Below are 23,326 nucleotides of genomic sequence, written 5' to 3'. Positions count from 1 at the left end.
TAAACAGAATGCACGTGATTCCCGAGTCAAACACTCCACCGCCTATGGGCTTTCATGGGCCACTTGGTTCGGCCGGCACGCTCTCGACGCCGGCGCGGTCGACGGCCGAGACGAGGATCCGGTCGGGGCGGCCTTCGATCCGCACCCGGGTTTCGTCGGTCGCTTGAATCGGCCGAATGCGGATTGTCCATTTCCCCTCTTGGCGAATGCGGATCACATAAAGACGAATTCCCCCGTCGGATGCACGAATCGCCAAGACGGTCCCCTGTTTCTCCCAGCGGAGGTTCGGCTTGACCGGCTCTTTGAGGCCGGCCCAAGGCGTTGCGGGCACCAGGGCCGACTCCGTGTAAACTGCCGCGAGCGCGTCGGCGATCCCGCCGGTGTTGTCCATCAGCGCGCGCATGCTGAAATGGATGTGGCCGGTGGCGCCGGCCTGCAAGCGCGTGAGCTTGATTTGCTCAATGATTTCGCTGGCCCGCCAGCCGTTGTCCGTCCCAGTGACGCGGCTGGTATAGAACCCTGGCCAGAGATGGCGTCCCTTGCTGTTTTCGTCGCACCACCAAGCCAAGAGACGGGGAAAGCTCTGTTTCTCCTGCTTGATCGGCCAATACAATTGCGGCGCGAGGTAATCGCACCAACCCTCCTTGAGCCACAGCCGGGAATCGGCGTAAATCTCGGCGTATGGATCAAAGCCCGCGATGCCGGCTGGATTGCCCGGCCGCCAAATGCCGAATGGGCTGATGCCGACCTTGACCCACGGCTTGGCCTGTTTCACCTCGCGATACATGCGCTCGATGAACCGGTTGATAGCGTCACGCCGCCAGTCGTCGCGGTTCAGGGCGCCGCCCGTCTTTTGATAAGCTGCCCAGGTGTCGTCGTCGGGAAAGGGAATGACCCGTCCGTCCCCTCCTTCTTCCTTGTAGGGATAGAAGTAATCGTCGATGTGTACGCCGTCGATATCGTAACGGCGGACCACATCGAGGATCACCCGCAGCGTGTGGTCCTGAACCTCCTGGCTGGTTGGATTTAGCCAATAGTGCGTGCCGTAGCGCTTGGCCAGGTCAGGCCGGCACTTGATCAGGTGATTCTCGGGAATCGGAGACGTCGCCGACGGATGATGGGCGCGGTAGGGATTAAACCAGACGTGCAGCTCCAATCCGCGCGCATGCGCCTCGCGAACGGCAACCTGCAATGGGTCGTAGGCCGGGGACGGCGGCGTCCCCAACGTTCCAGTCAAATACTCGGACCACGGCTCCAGCTTCGACTCATAAAGTGCATCACACATCGGCCGGACTTGGAAGATGACGGCGTTGAGCTTCAACTCGGCCGCCTTGTCGAGAATGGCCAGCAACTCCCCCTGCTGCATTGGGCTCGATAGTCCCTTCTTCGAGGGCCAATCGATATTCGCCACGCTCGCGACCCACACCCCGCGAAACTCCCGCGGCGGATCGGGCGGCTTGTCCTGGGCACGTAGGTTAGAGAGCGCACCCAGTGCAGATGCGAAGAGCATGGCGACGAGGACGATGGAACGACGCATGAGTGACCTTCTCGGTGGTCTGCCAATTTCAAGTAGGTCCGGCATGCCGAGCCGGACCGGTCCCGCCCGCTAGGCGGGACGTATTCCAAACTCGAACACACGGTCTTCCGATCGTGACAGAACCTTTGGCTTCGACCCATAATGATTTATCGTTGATTCTCGTGCAATCGGAGCGATGTCATGTATCAACCAACACTTGACCAGCGCGTGGCGGCCCTGGAGCAGGAGGTTGCCCGTTTGTCCAAACTGCAGCCGGGCGAACGACGACCGCCCGAAAAGGATTGGCGCTCCACGCTTGGCATGTTCGCCGGCGACCCGGTTATGAAGGAAATCATCGAAGAGGGACGGAAGATTCGCGAAATTGACCGTGAGCAAAATCGCGGATGATTATCTTCGACTCCGACCATTTGTCGATTCTTCAACATCCGAGAATCCGCAGTACGAGCGGCTTACCGCGGCGATGGAGCAGTCCACCGACACGGACTTCGCGACGACCGCCATCTCGCTCGAAGAGCAGATGCGCGGATGGCTCGCCGCAATTAACCGCGCACGCAGCGTTCACGATCAACCCCTCTACTACGCACGACTGACGGGCCTCGTCGATTTCTACAGCCGCTGGCATGTAGTTTCCTTTCACGATGCGGCTGCCGATCGCTTTGTGGCCCTCCGCAAGGAAGGGATTCGGATCGGCACGACGGACTTGAAGATTGCAGCAATCGCGCTGACCAACGACGCTGTGGTGCTATCCGCCAATCTACGTGACTTCGAACAAGTGCCGGGACTGCGCGTGGAGAACTGGCTCCGATAGGGGGAGGACTCGCTGCGGCTAACGCTATTCGGTACCTGGCACTTTGCGAAGCGATTGCTTTGCGGCGGATGAACCATCTTCCGTGAATTATTTGTCGATGCAAGCAGATATTCTCGCGTTCGATCGTGAACTCAGAGACTTCGCGCGCGGAATTGCTTTACGGCCCTTTCTATGTGATGGATCGCCATTTGGCTGCGACGTGTTTCTCGTCGGCATTAACCCCGCGACTGATGTTCCGCTGTGGCCGTATTGGTCAATCGAGCGCGGCTGCGACAAATGCGAGTGGTTACAGGCGTACGGCGAGACGCATCATGGTCGCCTCGGGCGCACTCGAAAGTTCATCGAGAGGCTCTGCGACGCTCTAGCCCCGGTCCGAGCGTTGGAGACTAATGTCTTCCATCATCACTCTAGTTGCGAGGCCGATCTCATCGTGCAGAAACGAACGACTGAAGTTTTCGACTTTCTTCTCAGGCGGCTGAAGCCGCGAGTCGTATTCGTCTATGGGAAGTCGGCTGTCAAACATCTTCGACGCCTGACGAATGCTGAGATCGAGCGCGGGGTTTTCGAACGTGCCCACTATCAAGGGATCACGTTCGATGTCTTAGCGGGCAATCATTTGTCCCGTCAATGGTCGTACGCAGGGGTCGAAGCGTTTGGACGTGAGTTGCGCGACCATTGTTTGTCGATCGGAGAAACGGAGTCTGGGGTGGCCCGGCTTCCGCGAACAACTCTGGGCTGAAATGCGATACCTCGTTTTGGTTTTATTCGTGGCTACTTCCTTTGCAGATGGTGCGAAACCGCAAGGCGGACGGCGCCTTCGGCTGGTTCGGGGACAAGTGTGACCGGCTCGGCGTGGATCCCTAGTGCTTCGAGTGCCTTCATAAGGCGTTCGCGATAGCTCGCGGAAGCCAGTAGCAGGCCGCCGGCCAGGGCCAGCGGGAAGGGCGGAGGCAGTTCCAATTGACGTGCGCAGGTGGCAGCCGCCAAAGCCAACTGGTCGGCGCCCTCTTGGACGATCGCGCCGGCCACAGCGTCTCCTGCCTCGGCTGCTCCCAGAACTAGCGGCGCGAGCGCGGCCAGCGCCGGCCGATTCAGCCCGCCGCGATAAATCGCAGCGATCAACTCCTCTGGCCGCTTAACCTGGAGCCGGTCGAGCAGAGTTCGCGCCAGAAGCGTGTCCGGCCCGCGGCCGTCCGCCATTCGGACGACTGCCTGAAACGCTGCCAGGCTCAGGGCGTAGCCACTCCCCTCGTCTCCGAGCAGGTAGCCCCAGCCGCCGGCGCGCGAGGTCCGTCCATCCGGCGCGCGAGCGAAGGCGATCGATCCAGTGCCGGCAACGACGGCGACGCCCCAGCCATCGGACGTCCCAGCCGCAAGCAGAAGCGGCGCGTCAGGGGTGACTTCAACATCGGCGGCCAAGCCCTTCTGCAAGGCCCAGCGGCGGATCAGTTCCTGATCCTCGGGCCGGCCTGCTCCGGCGAGTCCCAGCCAGGCAACTTGCACGAGGCGCCGTGGTAGTGCCGCGGACTGGAAGGCTTTACTGACCGCCTCGTCGATGGCAAGAACAGCCCGCTCGGTTCCGACGGCCTGAAGATTCGACGGCCCGGCTTCGCCCCTGCCTAGCACGGTCCATTTGTCGTCTTCGCGTGATTGTAATTGCGCTAGAAGAGCGACAGTATGCGTGCCGCCGCCATCGATCCCGACGACGGTTGGAGAAAGTGGAAACGGCGTCTCGCCGCTTGCGCCAACGCGGCGGGATGCCGCGTCTACGGCCAGGGCGGCGCGCACTTGGCCGCCCGCGGCGTAGAGACGACGGCGCGCCTCGCCGGGCGCAATGTCCGCCAGGAAGGAAACGAGCGCCGTCTTGAGTTCGTTGTCGCAGCGCTCGAGCAGGGCGCCGGCTTCTTGCCGGTCCAGGCCGGTGAGCAGGCGAACGATGCGATTAGTGCGGGCCCGGAGCTTGTCATTGGTGGCGCGGAGATCGACCATCAGATTGCCGAAGACTTTGCCGAGCCGGACCATCGCGCCGGTCGTGAGCATGTTCAGCACGAGCTTGGTGGCGGTGCCCGCCTTGAGCCGGGTCGAGCCGCTGAGAACTTCCGGACCGACCACCGGCGTGATCGCCAGTTCGACCTCGGGGATCAGCTCCGAATCGGCGTTGCACGAGAGGCCGATCGTGAAGGCGCCAACGCGCCGGGCATAAGCGATGGCCCCCAGCACATACGGCGTGCGGCCGCTGGTGGCTATTCCAACCAGCACGTCTCGGGCCGAGAAGTCCAGCGCGGCCAGGTCGCGCTCGGCGAGTTCGGGGTGGTCCTCGGCTCCTTCCACGGCGCCGGTCACGGCGGCTGGCCCGCCGGCGATGATGCCGATCACCTGGCCCGCGGGCGCGTTGAAGGTCGGCGGACATTCCGTCGCATCGAGCACTCCCAATCGGCCGGAGGTGCCCGCGCCTGCATAAATCAATCGGCCTCCGCCACGAAGCCGCTCCGCGGTGACCTCGATTGCCCGAGCAATCGCCTCGGCCTGAGAGGCGACGGCCGGGATGACCTTGGCATCCTCCCCGTTCATCAGATGGACGATTTCCAGCGACGTCAGGTCGTCAAGGTTGGTCGAAGCCGGGTTGCGCGCTTCGGTTTCGAGGTGATCCATGTGCGAAGCCCAAGCGATCTAGCAGCAAGGCAACTGCTATCGTAACCAGCGTGCCGACGAGCGGATACCAGGGCCACGCCAGCCATGTGAACGCCCACAGCGTGAAGACCGTCAGGAAGCCGGCCACCAGCCCCGCCAGCGCCGGCCCGGAACCGACCGGGCGCGGCATCCGTCCCAAGAGGAACAGGCCGAGGATCATTCCGGTCGTGAAACCGGCTATGCTCAGCACGCTCCGGATCACGCTGCGATCGGCCAAGAGCGGAATCGCCAGCAGTGCGACTCCCAACCGCGTAAGCCCCCAGAACATCGTCATGCCGCGTGCGACGTTCAGGTAATGCGCTTCGCTCAAACCGGGCCGCAGCGGACGATAAAAGTCGCCCACGAACGCGCTCGAGGCGCTGTTGAGCGACGAGGACAAGGTTGACATCGAAGAGGCCAGCACGGCGGCGATGAGCAGCCCGATGATGCCCGTCGGCAGGTAGTGAACGATGAAGTAACCGAACACCACGTCGTTTTGTCCCCTGATCGTCTCGGGCAACACCAGGACCTTTTGCTGCCACAGAATGTGCAGGCCGACTCCGATCAAAAGGAAGAGCAAAAACTGGACGAGAACTACGAAGCCGCTCGACACGAGGGCGACGCGGGCCTGTCTCAGCGATCGACTGCATAGGTAGCGTTGGACCATGATCTGGTCGGCCCCGTGGCTGGCCATCGTGAAGAAGGCGCCGCCGATGAGTCCTGCCCAGAAGGTGAATTCCTGCGTCAGGTCGGTGCTGAACTCCAAGAGATGAAACTTGCCGGCCGCCTGGCCAACCGAAACAAACTCCGCGGCCCCTCCCGGGATTTCGTGCAGGATGAAGAACGAGGCGACGATAGCCCCGATAATGTAGATGAGAAACTGGATGAGGTCGGTCCAGATCACCGCCTGCATTCCACCGAGGTACGTATAGATCATGGTCACGGCGGCGGTCCCGAGGACCGACGCGGCCGGGCTCCAACCGGTGAATTGCCCCAAGAGCAGGGCCGTCAGGTAGAGCCGAAGCCCGTCGGCGACAACCCGCGTCAAGAGAAAGATGGCCGAAGCCGTGCGCTGAACCGCCGGGCTGAATCGCTCCCGCAGAAGCTGATAGGCGGATAAGAAATCGCCGTGCAAATACGAGGGGAGCAGCAGCCAGGCGATCAAGATCCGCCCGATGATGTAGCCGAACGCAAGCTGGAGAAACGTCAGATTGCCGCCCTCCGGGTTGAAGGCCAGTCCCGGCACGCTCAGGAAGGTGACGGTGCTTGTTTCGGTGGCGACGATCGACACCAGCACCAGCCACCAGCTCACATTCCGATCGCTCACGAAGTAGGTGTTCACGTCGCGCTGCCGGCCCGAGAACCGCGCGCCCATGAGCGTGGTTCCGAGGATATACGCCACGACGATGACGAAATCGAGAGCTGATAAGGTGGTCACTTCTCTTTCCGAAATGCACCGGCCAAAGTATTCTCGTAAGAACCCCTCACAAAACCGCAAGGGAGAAGGGGACAGTCCCCGTTTTGCTCCGCGGACTGCGCAAAAGGGGGACAGTCCCCGGCGGTTTTGTGAGGAGTTCCAAATGGGACCTCATAGACGCGCATTCACGGCGTTCGGCCGCGAGTAGACTTCCGCCTCGGAGTGGCCGGGTAGGTCATTGATCGTGCCTCAAGAAACGCCCAATTCGCGCGGCCTCCACCCGCCTGATCTCCCCTTGATGGTCTTCGATGAAGAGAGTGGGATTTGTCGCTCTACCATCGACCGATGGCGCGGGGCGGTCGGTCAACGAGTTTCTTTTGTACCATATCAAGAGGTCAGGGAGCGGTTTCCAAAAATCGGCGAGAGAGAATGCCGGCGCTCGATTCACTTCGTTGATACCAATGGCACGGTTTATCGCGGCGCGGAGGCGTTCCTGCGAGCGGCGGCGCATTGCGGGCGAAAGCGGTGGCTGTTGCGGCTGTACGTTCTGCTTCCGCCGCTGGCCCTGATGGCAGAGACGCTCTATCGGCTGGCGGCGGCGAGCCGTGGGCCGCTGACGATCGTCCGAAGAATCTGGTACGGAAGGGAATTGAAGCCGCCGACGTACCATGTCGCCAGCGCCCTGTTTTCGCGGCTTCTGGGCGTGATCTACCTGATCGCCTTTGTGTCGCTCTGGACGCAAATCGACGGCCTCGTCGGCGACCACGGGATCCTGCCGATAAACAACTACCTCGATCGGGCACAGCGCTTCTTCTCCCAACAGAGTCCCCCAGCATCGCCAATCTGGAATCTTCCAACGCTGGCCTGGATCAACCCTCATGACGGCTTCCTCCATCTGCTATGCGGAGCCGGAGCGGTGCTGTCCCTCATGCTGATTCTGGGCCTCCTTCCGATTCCGACGCTCGTTTTGCTCTGGCTGGATTATCTGTCGTTGTTTCACGCGGGGCAGGCGTTTTTGAGTTTTCAATGGGACATTCTGCTGCTGGAAACGGGATTCGTCGCGATCTTCCTCGCGCCCTTCGCGCTGCGTTCGCGATTTCTGACCGATCGGCATCCGCCGCGACTGGCCATCTGGCTTGTCTGGTGGCTGTTGTTTCGACTGATGTTCGAATCGGGGATTGTCAAACTGACATGGAATGTTTGGCAGAAGGGGCCAGACGGACTTCCAATCGCCAACACGTGGGCATCGCTCACGGCGCTCGATTTCCACTATTGGACGCAGCCGCTCCCGATCTGGACGAGCTGGTACGCCGCACAACTGCCGCCGTGGTTCCAGAAGCTGTCGGTGGTATTCGTGTTCATCGTCGAGCTGGGATTGCCGTGGCTCATTTTTGGACCGCGGCTGCTCCGATATGTCGCGTTCGGCGGTATCAGTTTGCTGATGCTGCTAATCGCGGGCACGGGAAATTACAACTTTTTCAATCTGCTGACGCTACTCCTGGCCCTGACACTGCTCGACGACAGGATTTGGCCGCGGTTCTTGCAGAGGCGGATCCGCGGAACCGATTGGCCGGCGCTGGTCTCTCCGACGCGATGGCGGACCATTTTACTCGTTCCCTTCGCCGCTCTGGTGGTCGTGCTCGGCAGCTTGCAGGTGAAGGAAGCCGCGGCGCCGAGCGAGAATCCTCAGACTCCCCTCGAATCGCGCATGGGCATTACCCAGTTCTGTCTGGTGAATTCTTACGGGCTGTTCCGGCAGATGACTGAAACGCGCCCGGAGATTCTGATCGAAGGGAGCCTCGACGGAAACGATTGGAAGCCTTACGAGTTCCGCTGGAAACCGGGCAATCGGTCTCGACCGCCGGGATTCAACGCGCCGCACCAGCCGCGTCTGGATTGGCAGATGTGGTTTGAAGCGCTCCGTTTGGAACAAATCCAAAAAGCGACTGGGACCATCGATCCGCGCTTTGCGAGCCCTTGGTTTCAGTCGCTGCTCATGCAGTTGCTCAAAGGCGAGCCGGCCGTGGTCGGACTGCTGGAGACGAACCCGTTCCCCGGCGCCGCTCCCAAATTCATCCGCATCGCGCTCTATCAATATCGTTTTACCGATGCGGCAGAACGCCAGGGGACGGGCCACTGGTGGCGCCGCGATCGCGTCTGGCTAGGCCCAGGGTGGTCGCTGCCGCGATGAACCACCATTGAGCGGAGTCGCGCATGTCACGTTCCGCCCGTCGCGTGATGATGACGCCGTACGTCATCCGTGTCGATCAAGGCCCAGGCTGGTCCGAATGCGCGACATCACTTCTTCAAGCGGGGCGACTCGTCCCGCTTCCATGTCGGCGATCCCCTCTCGGATCGCGGCCAAATCTTCCTGCTGGCGCAAACTGTTCAGAGTCGGCTCATCCACCAAGTAATAAACGCGATGCGTCTGTTCATCTTCGACGGGCACGGGCCCGTCGCTATGGTCGAGGGCTTCGCGTTGTTCAGGGGTGAGCTTTGGCGACATGTTTTTACTCTACTGCGCGGGGCCGTTCTCTGCCACACCGTGCTTACTTCACGGGCATGATGCTGATGTCGCGGAACATCACCGGGTCGTTGTGCCCGGCGAAGCCGAAGGAGCCGCTGGTGCGGTCTTTGCCGGGGTGCTCGTGGCCGCCCATGTAGTCGTGCACTTTGCTCAGGTCGGTGTCGAGGATCACGGTGCCGTTCATCTCGACCTTGATCGTCGGGCCTTTGATCGTCACTTCCTCGTAGTTCCATTCGCCAAGTGGCCGCTGATAGCCGCGGGCGGCCGCGACCATACCGTAGGCCGAGCCGTGGGCCTGCCGGGGATCGATCTTCTCGCCGGTGTTCGTCTCATAGTTATCGTCGAGCACCTGAATCTCGCACATGCCGAGATAGGCCGTATCGCCATGCCCCGGATAACGGATCGCTAGGCCGTTGTTGCCCCCCTTGGGGAGCTTGATTTCAAGGCGGGCGACGAAATCGGCGAACTCTTCCTTGGTGTAGAGCGTGCCGCCGCGATGCGGTTTGCAGACGATCGCCCCGTCGCGCACCTCGTAATCATCGACCGGGCCGGCCCAGCCCTCCAAATCCTTGCCGTTGAAGACCGAGTGGAAGCCCTCGGGGTCCTTGCCGCGCAGCATCTTGTTGGCTTCTTCCGAACCGATCTCGCGGATGTACAAGTTGCGCCAGCGGGTCTCGCCGCCGTGAGCGCGGCTCGGGTCGCCGTGCGTTTGAAGCTGGAGCGGCCCGGCGGGAGGGATCGGCAGCTTGCGGGCCTTGTCGAAATAGTTCTCCAGGATCGCGTTATCGACCACCAGCTTGTCGTTCAGCCAGACGGTCGTGCGGCTGCCGAGCTGAATGATTCGGACGTGGTTCCACTCGCCGAACGGCTTGTCGGCCAGAACGAGCGGGTCCTTGCCCGGCGCGCCGGGGGAATTATTCCACAACCCGCCGGAGCCTTTCTGCGCCCCGTTCTTGAATTCCTTCGGGTTGGTGTGGTCCCAAATCTGAACCTGCGGGCAGCCTTTGAGATAAATGCCGCTATCGCCGAGCGGGAACATCATGTAATCCGCCAACAGCTCGAAATCGCGGTAGTTCTTGTCCGTGGTGAGATAAAGCCCGCCGCCGTCGTTGATGATGATGCCGTCTTCGACGCGCCAGTGCTTGCGGATGTCGTCGAGACTGGCGTCGTGCTTCTCCTTGAACTGCTCGGGCGTCATGGCCAGATACTTGCGCGGGTCTTCCGTGGTCGCGCCCCACCAGCCGCTCAAGTCCTTGCCGTTGAAGATGGCGACAAAACCCGCGGGAGGCATCGGCTCATCGGCGCGGGCCCGCGGCGCCATCGGGGGCAAGAATAAGAGCGACGCCGAGACGATCCCAAACAGCGGCGCGAGAACGAATCGAGAATGGGCAGGCATAATGTCTACTCCGGGCGGGAAGCGGGCGGGATGGACCGGGCGAATGTTCCCGGATGATAGACTGCGGCGCGCGGAGAAGCAAATCCCCGGCGATGCGGAGCGGGCATGTATTCGCTTGTGAGTCGGCCGGAATCGCTATCGACGACTGCGCCGCAAACCTGTTAACAATGCCAGGCCGCCCAGGGCGAGCAACACGAGCGACGACGGTTCGGGGACCGCGGAGAGACCGCCGCCGAGGCTGGCACTGGCCGCCGCGACGCCGCCCAAGCTCACGCCGGCGGGAGACGAGCCGGCGGACGTCGAACTGCCGGCCAGCAGGCTCGAGGAGCTGGCCGTTCCCGCGCCGAACGGATCGCTCGGGGCGAGCGAGCCGGCGATCGCGAATCCGCCGCCATCCAGCGGATTGCCATTGGAGTCCGAGGCGTCGATCGTCACCAGGGCCGAGTGAGTCGCATCGCCGCCGATGATCAAGGCCCCGGCCGTGATGTGGTCGGCCGTGAGGCTGGCGGACGTAGTGACCGGCGAGACCCTCACGGTCCCCGGCCCGTCGATGCCGCCGACTTGTTGATTGCTGTCGGTGACCGTGACGCTGGCGCTGGCTGAAGTGGTGGTGATATTGACCCGCTGGCCTGGGGTTGCCGTGCCCAAGGCAGAGACGGAGCCACTGAGTGCCAAAGTCGCCGAGTTGGAGACCGTGGCCGTCACTCCGGTGCCGACGCTGGCCGAGCCGGTCGAAGCACTGACTCGCAGCGTGCCGCCGCTGATCGCGAGCGTGCTGTTGTTGCCCAACGTCGGAGCGCCGGTAAGCGTGGCCGTGCCGGCGCCAGATTTGGAGAGCGAAGCGCCGGCCGGCAGGATGAGGTTGCCGCTGACCGTGTAGTCCACGCCGCCGTTGGCCGCGCCGGTGTTCGTGAAGCTCACCGCGGCCGGGGTCACTCCGCCCGCTTGAATGGCCACGGCCGTGTTGGTCACCAGGTTCCCATTGATCGGGTTGGTGTCGCCGAAGGAGACGGCATCATTGTTGGCATACGTGGTGGCAACGCCCGGCAATCCCATTGCCCAATTCTGGGTCGTCGTGTCCCAGGCGCCATTGACCGCGCCGGTCCAAGCAACCGGCACCTTGGTGATCACCAAATCGAGCTGGTTGGCGCTCGCGTTCGACGAGCCGATTCCCGCGCCGTTGTTGCTTACGGCCAGCGACCAGGCATAGCCGACGGGAGCAGCCGGGGTGATGAAGTTGGCGGTTGAAGTGGGGCCGCTATTGTAACCATATAGGTCATATACGCCGATGATCGGCGATCCCGAGATGGTCACGGAATTGTTACTCCCCACCGAGAGCGTGCCGCCGGACACATAGATTAACGCGTTGCTGTTGGTGGTGTTGTTCGCCCCGGTGCCATTGAGCGTAAAGCTGGAATTCGCGGCCGTGCCGAGCGAAAGCCCGTTTGCGAGCGTGAGCGATGCGCTCGTTTGGCTGCCGATGCTGGCGCTAGTCATCCCGCCGCTAACCGTCACGGCTCCGCTGATCGTGCCGGCGCCGAAGGCAGCCGAAACCCCCAGCGTGCCGGAGCTAGCCACGGTGACCGCCGCACTGCTGGTGGCCGAGCCGCTGATGTTCGCGACCAAGAGCGTGCCGGAATTGACGTTCGTCGCACCAGCATAGGTGCTGCCGGTCGGGCTCTTCAGAATGAGCGTGCCGCTGCCGGTCTTGGTGATCCCGAAGCCGCCCCCAGCGTCGTCAACGACGCCGAGCGTCGCGGCGCCGGCGGCCGTGCCGTTGTTGGCCACGTTGAACGTCGCGTTTCCGGAAAGGTTCACGGCGCCCAGATTCAGTGTGTAGGGGACGTTGGCTCCCGTACTGCCGCCGGTGACAGAGAGCGTGTTGGCGCCGATGGATAGCGATCCCGTGATGGATCCCGAAGCGAATCCGGTAAGATCGAGCGTCGAATCGGCGGTGACGACCAGATTATTGGCGAGGGTGATCGGACCAGTTGTTGTTTCCACGATTTGAATGCCGCACAGACCGACATTGTTCGTATTGCCGTTTTGGGTGTAAGTGACGCTGGAACCGGTGACGTTCGGGAAGAGCAGGTAGGTTGCATTGGCCGAGGCCGCTTGAGTCGTCGCCGTCGCCTGAACGTAGCCGTTGAACGGGTTGTCGTTGGTAGTGAAGAAAATCGAAGTGCCGTTGACCGTGCCGTGGCCGACGCGGCCGTTACCATCCGACCCAACGTAGGCATAGATGTTGTACGTCGAATAAGGAAGGTTCGCCAAAGCGACGCTCGTCGTGGTCGCATTTGCATTGTTCAGATCGAGGTATCCGTTCATCAGCTTGCTATCGCCGTTGGTGATCGTTTGCCCGACGCCATAAGTGTTGTTGCTCGCATACGTGAGCGTGACCGGCGTGGCGGCACCGCTGGAATCGACGATGGTTCCGGCAACGGGGCTGTCGACGGTAGCCGTCGTGCCGGCGGCATTGGCGGTGTTGTTCCAATTGGCTTGCGGGACGACGCCGGCCGTGTCGGTGGCTAGCAGGCTGGTGGGCGCTCCGCCGTTGGCGCCTCCCTCGAAATTGACGCCGATCGAGCGGCCGGTGAGGAAGCCGTTTCCGGCTTGAAGCTGCAATCGACCGCCGGCAAGGGTGACGTTGGCGGTGCCGAGGGCCGTGTTGCTGCGGATGGCAAGCGTGCCCTGATTGATCGTGGTGCCGCCCGTGAATGTGCCGCCATTGACGAGCGTTACCATATTGGCAGCCGACTTGACGAGGCTGCCGCCGCCGCCGATCGCCCCCTTGAGCGTCTCATCGGTGGTCGGATTGGCAAGAGTCAATACGCCTGAGGTAATCGTAGTCGGTCCGGCGTAACTGAGATTGCCGGTAAGGACGAGGTTCCCGCTTCCTGCGTGGGTCAGGCTGCCGGTGCCACTGATGGCATTGGGGACCGTGTACGTCGTGTCGGAGCGATTGAACACGAGAGCCGCGTTGTCCACGACGTTGCCCGTGCCGAGGGTGCCGGTCGTGCCGCCGTTGTCGATCTGCAGCGTGCCGGCGCTGATCGTGGTCACGCCGCTATAAGCGTTTGCCCCGGTGAGGACAACGGTGCCGGCGCCGTTGATCGTGATCCCGTTCGAAGCGGTGCCGTCGGTGATGGCGCCGCTCAACGTCAGAATCGACGTCGCCTGCGGGTTAATGAGACCGGTCGCATTGAGACTGATCGGCGCGCCGATGGTGGCGTTTCCCTGATTACTGGCAGCATCGGTGACAATCGTGCCGCCGGCCATGACGATCGGCTTAAGAATGAATACGTCGGGTGCGCCGCCGGCGGTGTAGTCGCCGAGGTCCAGGGTGCCGGTCGTATTGATGAAAATGCTGCCGGCGACCGTGTTGTCGATCGTCGCCGCGTTGGCGACGACAAGCCGGCCCGCGTTGATATTGATATTCGCCACTCCCGTCATCAGCGAGCTGTTTCCAGTTGCGGCGATCGTGGCGAAGACGAAATCGGACGCGCCGACCTTCGTGAGGCTGAATCCGCCCCCCGTCAACGTGGCGTTTCCGTCGTTGCTCGAGCGCATGCCCCACCGCACGGTGCCGCCGACGGTTGTGTCGCCGGTCAGGGTCAACAAGCGGACGGAGCTGTCGTTGGTGGGGCCGTTGTCGACCAAGGCGCCCAGTCCGCCGACGCCCGCGCCGGCGGCGAAAACGGGGTAATCCGGCGTGGGGGCGGCCGCGGTGCCGCCGTTGAGCGGAATGCCGTTGTAGTCGAGCGTTGCCCCAGCGGCAACCGTGATTTTGGATCCGCTCGCGCCGAACACGCTGGCCCCGCCGCCGACTCCGGGTCGGAGAGTGCCGGCCGTGACCATCGTGCCGCCGCCATAGGAGCTGACGCCGCTTAACGTCAGCACGCCGGCGCCGACTTTGGCGACCACGCCGGTCCCGTCGGCGTCGGTGATCGCGCCGGCGATCGTCATGGCGTTGCCATTGGTGTCGAACGACGCGGTCACGCCGCTGGCGATCAGGATGCTGCGGTTGACGTTCAGGGTCGGCGTGCCGCCGGCCCGCAACGTGCCCCCGTTAGCGGGGAAAGTCAAGTTGGTTTGCGGAGACGCGGGGATCGCACCCAAGGCCGCATCGGCGTTGATTGTCAGCACGCCGGAACTGATGATGGTGCCGCCCGAGTAGGTGTTTATTCCCGCGAGCGAGATCTGGCCGGCCGTCGTCAGTACGTATCCGTTGCCGCCGTCGCCAATGTTCCCGCTAATCGTGAGTAAGTTTGCCGAACTGTTGGTCCAGGTCTGGCTCGCGCCCAGGGCGACATTGCTGGAGATCGTGTGCGCGCCGGAGCCGGCCGCCACGGTGATGCCGCTGCCGGCCGTATTGCCGTTCGCCGCGGCGCCGTTGATCGTCAACGTGTTGCTGCCCCCGATCGTCACGGGGTTGGTCGCGCTCGTGCCCGTTCCGGTGAAATTAAGGCTGTTGATTGAAAAATCCTGACCGAGCGTGTTGCTCAGGTTCAGCGCGCCGCTGGTGACGGTGAAGAAGACGTTGGTGAGGGGGCCGGGGAGCTGTTGCGTATCGGCTCCGCTTGTGGCCGCAGTCGACCAATTGGTGGTATTGCCGCCGATCAACGTATTCCACAAACCGCTGTGGCTGCCGTTCCAATAGGCGGTGTTCGGAGGCTGGACAAGCGAGTTCGTGACGGTCACCACCTCGCTCGTGGCCGTGGAGTCGACCAGCGAAAGATTGTAGCTGTGCGAACCGACGCTGAGCGTCGTGCTGGCGAGCGCGAAACCGGCGCCTCCCAAGCCACCGCTCGCAGTGATGAATGTGTAGTCGCCGGTGGCCAGCGAGGTGGCGCCGGGGAGCCCGGCGATCGTGATTTTCGCGCCGCTGGCGCCGACCATTGCGGCACTCGTCACGGCCAACAGGTCGATGCTTCCCAACGAATTGCCGATCTCAAACGACAGGCTGGGAGCGTTCGCGGAAGCGCCAGCACCTCCCAGGATCAGCCCGCTTCCGAACCCAGACCCCTGCTGCAAGTTGATGGTTCCGATGCCGCCGTCCACCATGTCGAAGGCGGCGCCGGCATTCGCTCCGGTTCCGGCGGCGAGAGCGAGGCTGGCGCCGGCCGATGCGGTGCCGGTGCTCCCAAGAGTGATGGAACTGCCGCCGGGATGGACGGAGAACGAGGCCCCGGCGGCGACGGCGATCGCCGTGTTGCCCAGACCCGTGCTGCTGCCGGCCAGAGTAAGGCTGCCGGCATTGATGGCCGTGGGACCGCTGTATGTGTGGGCCTGGGTGAACGTGAGCGCGAAGCTGCCGTTCTTGGTCAGGCTGCCGCTGCCGCTGATGTTGCCGTTGTAGGTTTGGTTGTTCGGGCTCGGATAAGAAATGATCAAGGCGCCGTTGTCGACGATGCTGCTGCCCTGAACCATCTTGCCGGTGGTGGTCACGCCGTCGCCGAATTGCAGCCCGCCGGAATTGATGTTGGTCTGGCCCGTGAAGGAAGCCAGGGAGCCAGTGAGAGTCAGCGTGTCGGTGCCCGCCTGCGTGAGCGTGCCGTTGCCGCTGAAGTTGTTGGCGAAGGTGATGTTGTCGAACCGGTTGTAGACCAGCGTGCCATTGTCGGTCACGGCGCCGGTTCCCAGGCTGCCGGCATTCGCGCCGGCGCCGACGCGCACGGTGCCGCTGTTGATGTTCGTAACGCCGGTGTACGTGTTGTTGGCTGTCAGGACCGTAATGCCGCCGCCATTGAAGGAAATACCGTTGCCGGCGGTAAAGCTGAAAATCGCCGAGGAGATGAGCAAGTCGACGGCGCCCGGGCCACGGTTCACTGTAAAGGGGTTGGCGGTCCCGGCCCCATTGCCATTCTGCAAACCAATCCCTGCCGGAGCGTTAATGACGGCTGGGTTGCCGGCGGCGTCGGACGTGGCGATAAGTCCCTTATCGATCGAATAATCGCCGGTGTTGCCGGCGCCGGCCGGGGCAGTGATCGTGCCGCCGTTCATCGTCACCGTATTCCAGAGGGTTTGCCGGATCGTGCCCGAGCTTTCGGTGATCGTCCCGTCGTTGAGCGTAATTACGTCGATGTTGGCGGTGAAACCGAAGGAGTCTCCGGCACCTCCCATCAATGTGCCGCCGGCGTTGACGGTAATCGTCGGCGTGGCGTTGAGCGTTCCCAGCCCGCCGCCGATATTGGTTCGCAACACACCGCCGTTGATGATCGTCGGACCAGTGTAAGTTGCGGTGCCAACTCCGCCCGTGCCGGTCTGACCGATTTGGAACGTGCCAGACCCAGCCATGACGAATGTGAGGGGATTTCCGCCGTTGTCCGTCAACCTAAGGTTGGTAAACGCATAGCCCGTCGCGCCATCGGTTCCGCCGTTATTCGCTGTGAGATAGAACGTGTAGTTGTTCGCGAAGCTTCCACCGGTGATGTTAGCGGTTTGGGCGCTTGCAGGGCCGATTGTGTGAGTAGTGCCGCCAAAGATCAAACCGCCGCTGGCGATCGACATCGAACTGCCGGCGGGCATAACCAGATTGGCGTTCTGCGAGACCAGAGAGTTAACCGAAAAACTTGTGCCCGTCAGGGTCTCGCCGGCGTCGACGACATTACCCCCGGCGCCGACTGTCGTTGTGGTGCCGGTGAGCTGCGTCACGCCATTGGCGCCGTAGGCGGCATAATAAGTGTGGCCATCTCCGGTGCTGCCGGTGGCGCTGGAGGATTGCACCGTCAAGCCCGCGCCGAGCATCGTGGCCGTGCCGTTGTTCAGTGCGATCGGATTGGAATTCTGCGTGAGATTGGTGATGTAAACCTGGCCGACGTTCGTGGTCCCGCTGCCGATCGGGCCAGTCTGGCTGACGAAAGTGGCCGACGCGGTGGGACCGAGCGTGAGATTGGTGATGTTGACCGCGCTGCCCGCGGCGGCGCTGGGGGCGCTGACGATTTGCCCCTGAGTGTTCAAGTTCAAGTTCTGGATCGTGGTGCTGCCGGAGCTGAGCAGCTCGATCGATCCGCCGTTCATATTGACGGTGGGCGCGCCAAAGTGGTCAGTTGTTCCCGAGCCATCATTGAGAAACAGGACCGGGCCGGACAACGGGACGTTTCCGACCGCAAACGGCGCCGCTGAGGTGACGCTCTCGCCGGAGTTTCCGTACAGCGTCACTCCCGAGCTATTCAGGAATGTCGCCGCGGAGTTGAGATTGATGATGCCTTGGGACAGAGTGACAGGTCCCGTTAGCGTGGCGGCCGTGGTCAACGCCAGTGTGCTGCCGGTGCCGATTTTCGTGAGCGAGTAACCGGATCCCGAAAGCGCGCCGGTGAAATTGAGCGTGCCTCCTCCGCCACCGAAGATGTACGAGGTTCCAAACGGGGTGAACGCTCCGCTGTACGTGACGGCGCCGGCTGCCCCAAGGCTCGCACTCGGCAGATTCGCGCCCGTGGCGCTGAAGTCGATATTGTTCGAGCTGCTGGCCCCCATGGCCAGAACGAAGAAGTTTGCGTCGTTCTTGGCGGCGTTCACGAACGTCTGGTCGAGCGCAACGCCGTCGACTACCGTCGCTCCATTATAGACGGTTAAAGGGCCGGCGCCGCCCAGCGAGGCCAATCCATTGCTCGCCACCAGGGTGCCGGCGGAAACGACCGTGCCGCCGGTGTAGCTGTTGGTATTCGAGAGCGTGAAGGATCCAGTGCCGATCTTGACCAGGGCGCTGCCCGTGCCGCTCAGCGCGCCGCCGTAGGTCGAGGTGGTATTGTTTCCACCGACCACCAGCGTCAACGGATTGCCGCTGGTATCGGTAAGCGCAAGATTGGCGCTGCCGTTGAGCCCGCCGAGAACGTAGTAATTCGTAAGCGGCGCCGCGATCGGGGCAAATGTCAAATCGTTGTTGGCGCTGAGCGTTGCGGCGGAGTTCTGCAGGGCCAGCGTATTGCCGAGGAGCACGGTTCCGCCGCTGATAGTAAGACCGCGAGTGAAGGTGTTGGCCGCGCTGAGTTCCATCGTGCCCGGACCGGCCTTGATCAATGTTCCCGTACCGGCGCCGCGTTCCAAAATGATTCCACTGACCAACAGATCGATTCCCCCAGGCGCGGTTCCTTGAGCGACGGTAATCGTCGGATTGGTTTCGCGCAGTCCTAGCGGGGAAGAAAAGACCGCGGTCGTCGAAGTCGCCAGTGTGTTGAGTGTCGTATTACCCAAGGCATTACTGTTGAAGAAATCCATGTCCGCGGTTGAGAGAGAGGCAATCGTGCCACCGGTCATGTTGAAGGTCAATCCGGTGGCGGTTTCGTTGCTGCCAGCGGGGATGTTTAGGGTCAGCGTGCCGCCGTTGATATTGACAGTGTTCATCACCACGCCGACGGGGCCATAGCCGAATTGGTCCTTGACGGTCGTAACCACCTTGCCGCCCGCGTTGATCGTGAGCACACCGCGAATCGTTCCCGTGTTGGTGTCTCCGAAGTTTCCGCCGAGCGACAGCGTGCCGCCGTTGACGACCGTGTTCCCCGTGTACGTATTGTTCAACGCCGTGGCGGAGGCGAACGCAATGGTTCCCGGTCCGTTCACGACGACGCCGCCGGGGCCGCTGATGACGCCGGAGTAGGTAGCGGAATTGTTGGTCGTGCCGTCGCCCAATTGCAGAGTTCCGGCGTTGAGTCGAGTGCCGCCGGTGTAGGTGTTGGCTCCGCCGAGGACGAGCGTTCCGCCCCCAGATAATGTCACGCCGGTTGTTCCGGTCACGGCGGACAGGACCGTCAGGGGGCTGGCCGTGTTGTATTGGTTGACGATCAAATCGGCGCCGTTGCCGGTGGTGAGGTTGCCCCCCGTGATGGTGACCGCGTTGGCGCCAACCGCGGCGGTCTCGAGAATCCCGCCGCTGGCGACCGTGATCGTGTTGGCGGCAGTTCCCGTGATTGTCACGGGCATCGCCGTGTTGAACCTCAACGAATTGATCGTGATCGCGGTCACGGTGGCGGGCGAGGCTTGGGCGTCGATGTCCGCGCCGGCGGTGATCGCGGTCGATCCGTTGGCAACCGTATAGCTCGACAGGCCGGTAACCAATCCGGCCGTGCCGCCGCTGGCGGCGCTGGAGGCCCAAGTCGTCGGTGTGGCGCTGCCTACCGGCGAGAAAACCGCATAGCCGCCGAGAATGGTGTTCGTCCCGCCGGTGAATGTCGGATTGGAGGTGGTCGTGTAGAAGTTGTTCGTTCCGCTGGCTGGCTGCATGAAGTTCAGCGTTCCGCCGGCGGCGGTGCGCGTGATGGTCCCCAGGTCAAGGTTGATCGTGTTGCCGCTCGAGTTGTTGATGGCGAGCGTCGAAAGGCCCGCGATGACGGTCGTTCCGTTGAATGCCTGGCTGTTAGTCGTCGCGGCGTTGGTCGACCCGGTGACGCGCAAGGTGCCGCCGCCGAGCGCCAAGCCGGATCCGCTGGTGATGTTGTTGTTGGTGATCGTGACGCCGTTGTTGATGATGTTCGTGGCCGGGGCGCCGGCGCCTGAGAAATCGAGCGATATCGTGGGGAGGCTCGCGGGAGCCGCGGCGCTCGAAAGCGTGGTCGTGCCGCCATAGGTGTTGGCGAAGTTGAGGATCGCGGAGCCGCCGTTGACGGTGAGGGCCTGAGTCGCGCCGTTGAGTGCATTGGCGGCGGATTCCGTCAACGTGCCGCCCGAAACCGTGACCGAGCCGGTGCCCAAGGCCCCGGCGGCGGCGGCCGTCAACGTGCCCGACGAGAGCGTGGTTCCGCCCGAGTACGTATTGGTGTTCGAGAGCGTCAACGTCCCGGCGCCGCCATAGGTCAAACTCAGTTTCGCACTCGCGCCTCCGCCATTGGCCAGCACTCCCGCGATCGACGTGGCCCCGCTGCCGTTGACGGTCAAAGCGGTAGCCGCGTTAATCGTGCCGACCAGCGAAACGCCCGAGTTGATCGAGAGCGTGTTCGCCGAGTTGTTGGTCCACGTTTGGGCGGCGCTCAATACTAGAGTGGAGTTGAACGCGTCGGCTCCCGAGCCGCTATTGTCCACGATGCCGCTCGTGCCGATGGTGAGCGTATTGGTTCCCGCTCCCGTGTTGATCGTTTCCCCGCCGGTGTCGGTGCCCGTGAACACGATTCCCTGGACGACCTGGCTGGCGTCGAGCGTGATCGTCTGAGCGCTATTGACGCCGGTGGCGTTGAAATTGGCGATGATCGTCGCCCCGGAGAAGGCGGCGACCGGCGTCGTCCCCGCGGCGGTCGTCCACCAATCGGCCGTTGAATTCCAAGTGGTGCCGGTCCCGTTCCAAAAGATACTCGTTTGCGCCGCAGCCGTAGAAGCCAACGCCGATGAAGCCAAAACGGCAATTGCCGACAAACCGATGACGCGCCGAATCATGTCGTTACCTCATGAGACTTACGAGAACATCCCGCGGTGATTTGATTCCGCCTGGAAGTAAAAACAATGAGAGCCTGCCCCCGCGGCAATGATCTGCCACGGCACAAACGCACTGCGAACCGCGCAATCAACGCCTTGAACCGCGCAATCAATGCCTTTCGCCGTCCTCGAAGCGGACGGCAAGCTGAACTTCCGCCTTCAATTCAAGTCTTTCCGGGAAAACCGGCCTTACGAATGGATTAACCCCAGGCTAATCAGATTCTCAGGAAATTGCACGCAGAAATTTCAGAAAACTTCTGCAATTTTTTGTCATCCCAATTCGAGCCAGCAACATGGCATGGAGAAATCTGGAACCGCGCTTACCGGCCTCGAACTCGGCCGGCGGCGACAAGCGGCCGCGCGCCGGCTAAGTCGAGAATACGTCCGAACGCGATAGAAGTCGATGAGTTTTTTGCGCTTATTGAATGAGCTTTTTCGTTGTCAAACCCCCGAAAAGATGGGCTATGTGCCTATCGCCGCGCCGACTTTTGGCGAGCAAAACGGCGCTGGATTTGAGATATCTTCCACGGCGTCCCGACTTGCGATCGCCGCACCCGCCGGCCAAATCGGCCCGATGACACTTCTTCGACCGGCTACAATTCTTCGTGGCCGGTTGAATCAATTCGGCGTCGCCACGGACATGCTTCCCAAGGACTTCGCCATGACGAGTTCCAACGAGTCGCAGAAACTTCAAGCCATGCGCGGCCTCTCGCCGCTGCGCCGCTCGACCGAGGCGGTCGGCGCCGCGGCGCTCGCGGCCGAGCAACTCGCGCACTTTCACATCGCCGCCGACTCCGATTACGGCCGGACGCTCTCTCGGATCGTCGGCCACCTGTATGCCGCCGGCGGCGATCTAGACCAACTTTGGCGGATCACCGCCGAATCGATCGACTCGCTCGACCGCAGCGACCGGATCGCCTGGTTCAACGCCAAGAAGTTTCTCTCGTTCCAAATCGCCAAGTTGCTCGACACGCTGCAGAATCCCTTTCGCCGCGCGTACCAATCGCTCGGCTACAGCCTCAGCACGCAATCGGCCAAAGGACCGTATGCCATTTTCGACAACGTGACCGCCATCTTCTCGGCCACGCCCGTGATTGCCCGCACCGCGACCTACGTCTACGCCTGCGCCGATTGGGTCGCGGAAGCCTTCGCGGGGAAGGAATTCCTCGAGCAGATTTACTCGCGGCTGCTGAACCCCACGTCGCTCTCGCTGGCCAATTACATCGTCGATTTAGAAGCCGGCCCGTACACGCGCGAATACCTGGCCTGGAACTTCGGCAGCGGCATGGCGGCCATCGACGCCGCGCTGGCCCACGTGCTCGGGCATGGCGACGTGCTGATCGCGTCGCAGCATCTCTACGGCGGCGCGCATCAGTTGATTCACGACTGGTACGCCAAGCCGTCGAACCTGGCGATCGCCGTCGAGCAGTTTCAAGGCCCAACCGTCGCCGATTTCCGGGCGGCTTGGGCCAACACCGAGATGAAATATGCGGACCGGCTTTCTCCGTCTCCCTCTCCTTCGGGAGAGGGCCAGCCTGCCGTGAGCTTGTCGAACGGTGGTGAGGGTGCCGCGGACCGTTCTCTCGGCGCTACTTCGCAGCGTCATGCCTACGTTTATCTCGAGTCCCCCTGCAACCCGCACGGCTACGTGCTCGACGTGCCGGGCATCTGCAAGGCGGCGCACGAGGCGGGCTTGCGCGTGCTGCTCGACGCCACGGTCGGCACGCCGTTCCTTGCCCGGCCGCTGCAGCGCTCCGATCCGGCCGAGCGCCCCGACTTCGTCATCCACAGCTACACCAAGGATCTCACTGGCACCGGCTCGGCCATCGCCGGCGTCGTGATCGGCCGCAACGAAGACATGTTCATTCCCAAGGGGCAAAGCGTCGGCGACAAATCGTGGGAGCAGACGCTGTTCTGGAACGTCTATTACGTCAAAGGGGGCTTCCTCCACGCCGACAGCGCCTTCGAAGTGCTGCAAGGCATCCGCACGCTCGATGTCCGGATGCTCACCAAGTGCATCAACACGGCGATCCTCGCGCGGTTTCTCGCCTCGCACCCCGACGTGCGCGTTCATTGCAACGCGCTGCCCGACGATCCGAATGCCGAACTTTGCCGGCAATCGCTCTTCCTTGGTCTCTCCGCGCCACTGTTCACGATCGACATGCCCACACTCTCCCGCGCAACATTCCAGCGGTTCTTCGACTGCCTCGATCCGACCTTCGCCCACATGATCAGCCTCGGGCAATCGAACACGATCGTGAGCTGTCCCGGCCTGACGACCCATTCGGAGCTGGACGAAGCCGCCCAGCGCGCTGCGGGCATCAGCCCCACAACGATCCGCTTCGCCGTGGGCGACGAAGACCCGCACGATCTCATCGCCCACTTAATCGCGGCCGCGCGGCTAGCGATCGACCCCGACCTACCGGGCTTCTCCACGCGATGGATGGACGATAATGTCGCGACGGAACTGATCCTAAAGACTTATCTCGACGTGCATCGTCGATACATCGAATCGAAGCTGGCGCCCACGAAGGACGCAAGCAAAATCCTGCATAACTCATAACTCGAAT

Annotated in this window: 10 protein-coding genes; 4 read left to right on the top strand and 6 right to left on the bottom strand. The window is 62.5% G+C overall.

The features are described 5' to 3' along the window. Positions 1-52: 52 nt before the first annotated feature. On the bottom strand, positions 53-1,537 hold the full coding sequence (locus tag VGY55_13155) for a family 10 glycosylhydrolase (protein ID HEV2970913.1): 1,485 nt from the start codon (positions 1,535-1,537) through the stop codon (positions 53-55). Between the two features lie 180 nt (positions 1,538-1,717). Between VGY55_13155 and VGY55_13150 the strand changes: the two genes are divergently transcribed. Together VGY55_13150 and VGY55_13145 are read left to right on the top strand one after the other, a co-directional pair. Then, positions 1,718-1,924, top strand: a complete 207-nt coding sequence (locus tag VGY55_13150) for a hypothetical protein (GenBank protein HEV2970912.1) — start codon at positions 1,718-1,720, stop codon at positions 1,922-1,924. Further along, positions 1,905-2,345 (top strand): type II toxin-antitoxin system VapC family toxin, encoded by a 441-nt coding sequence (locus tag VGY55_13145; protein ID HEV2970911.1) that lies wholly within the window; start codon positions 1,905-1,907, stop codon positions 2,343-2,345. The genes VGY55_13150 and VGY55_13145 overlap by 20 nt, the downstream gene beginning before the upstream one ends. Positions 2,346-3,116: 771 nt before the next feature. Here the strand turns inward: VGY55_13145 and murQ are convergent. Continuing rightward, the gene (gene murQ, locus VGY55_13140) at positions 3,117-4,997 is read right to left on the bottom strand and encodes an N-acetylmuramic acid 6-phosphate etherase (GenBank protein ID HEV2970910.1); all 1,881 of its coding nucleotides are present in this window, start codon (positions 4,995-4,997) and stop codon (positions 3,117-3,119) included. Further along, entirely contained in the window at positions 4,948-6,453 is a 1,506-nt protein-coding gene (locus VGY55_13135) for a sodium/solute symporter (GenBank protein ID HEV2970909.1), read from the bottom strand. Before VGY55_13135 ends, murQ begins: the two co-directional genes overlap by 50 nt. A 223-nt stretch (positions 6,454-6,676) precedes the next feature. On the opposite strand from VGY55_13135, the gene VGY55_13130 reads away from it, so the two are divergent. Beyond that, the gene (locus VGY55_13130; protein ID HEV2970908.1) at positions 6,677-8,623 is read left to right on the top strand and encodes a lipase maturation factor family protein; all 1,947 of its coding nucleotides are present in this window, start codon (positions 6,677-6,679) and stop codon (positions 8,621-8,623) included. Between the two features lie 63 nt (positions 8,624-8,686). Here VGY55_13130 and VGY55_13125 read toward each other — a convergent pair whose 3' ends face one another. The 3 genes from VGY55_13125 to VGY55_13115 all read right to left on the bottom strand — a co-directional run bounded on the left by VGY55_13125 (position 8,687) and on the right by VGY55_13115 (position 20,717). Next, positions 8,687-8,938 carry a hypothetical protein gene (locus tag VGY55_13125; protein HEV2970907.1) on the bottom strand — a complete coding sequence of 84 codons (252 nt, stop codon included), beginning with the start codon at positions 8,936-8,938 and terminating at the stop codon, positions 8,687-8,689. 43 nt (positions 8,939-8,981) lie between these two features. After that, complete coding sequence (locus VGY55_13120; GenBank protein ID HEV2970906.1) at positions 8,982-10,355, bottom strand: DUF1080 domain-containing protein; 1,374 nt, start codon at positions 10,353-10,355, stop codon at positions 8,982-8,984. Between the two features lie 135 nt (positions 10,356-10,490). Next, complete coding sequence (locus VGY55_13115; GenBank protein HEV2970905.1) at positions 10,491-20,717, bottom strand: autotransporter-associated beta strand repeat-containing protein; 10,227 nt, start codon at positions 20,715-20,717, stop codon at positions 10,491-10,493. A gap of 700 nt (positions 20,718-21,417) precedes the next feature. On the opposite strand from VGY55_13115, the gene VGY55_13110 reads away from it, so the two are divergent. After that, a complete protein-coding gene (locus tag VGY55_13110; GenBank protein ID HEV2970904.1) occupies positions 21,418-23,319 on the top strand; it encodes a PLP-dependent transferase in 1,902 nt (633 codons plus the stop codon). Positions 23,320-23,326: the final 7 nt, after the last annotated feature.

This window comes from Pirellulales bacterium (assembly GCA_035939775.1).
In the GTDB taxonomy this organism is placed as follows: domain Bacteria; phylum Planctomycetota; class Planctomycetia; order Pirellulales; family DATAWG01; genus DASZFO01.
Note: the sequence above shows the minus strand (reverse complement) of the source record. Positions and strands in the feature narration are given on the sequence as shown.

Coding starts and splice junctions, on each gene's coding strand:
- VGY55_13155 (HEV2970913.1), bottom strand. CDS start 1,537: ATGCGTCGTTCCATCGTCCTCGTCGCCATGCTCTTCGCATCTGCACTG.
- murQ (HEV2970910.1), bottom strand. CDS start 4,997: ATGGATCACCTCGAAACCGAAGCGCGCAACCCGGCTTCGACCAACCTT.
- VGY55_13125 (HEV2970907.1), bottom strand. CDS start 8,938: ATGTCGCCAAAGCTCACCCCTGAACAACGCGAAGCCCTCGACCATAGC.
- VGY55_13115 (HEV2970905.1), bottom strand. CDS start 20,717: ATGATTCGGCGCGTCATCGGTTTGTCGGCAATTGCCGTTTTGGCTTCA.
- VGY55_13120 (HEV2970906.1), bottom strand. CDS start 10,355: ATGCCTGCCCATTCTCGATTCGTTCTCGCGCCGCTGTTTGGGATCGTC.
- VGY55_13150 (HEV2970912.1), top strand. CDS start 1,718: ATGTATCAACCAACACTTGACCAGCGCGTGGCGGCCCTGGAGCAGGAG.
- VGY55_13110 (HEV2970904.1), top strand. CDS start 21,418: ATGACGAGTTCCAACGAGTCGCAGAAACTTCAAGCCATGCGCGGCCTC.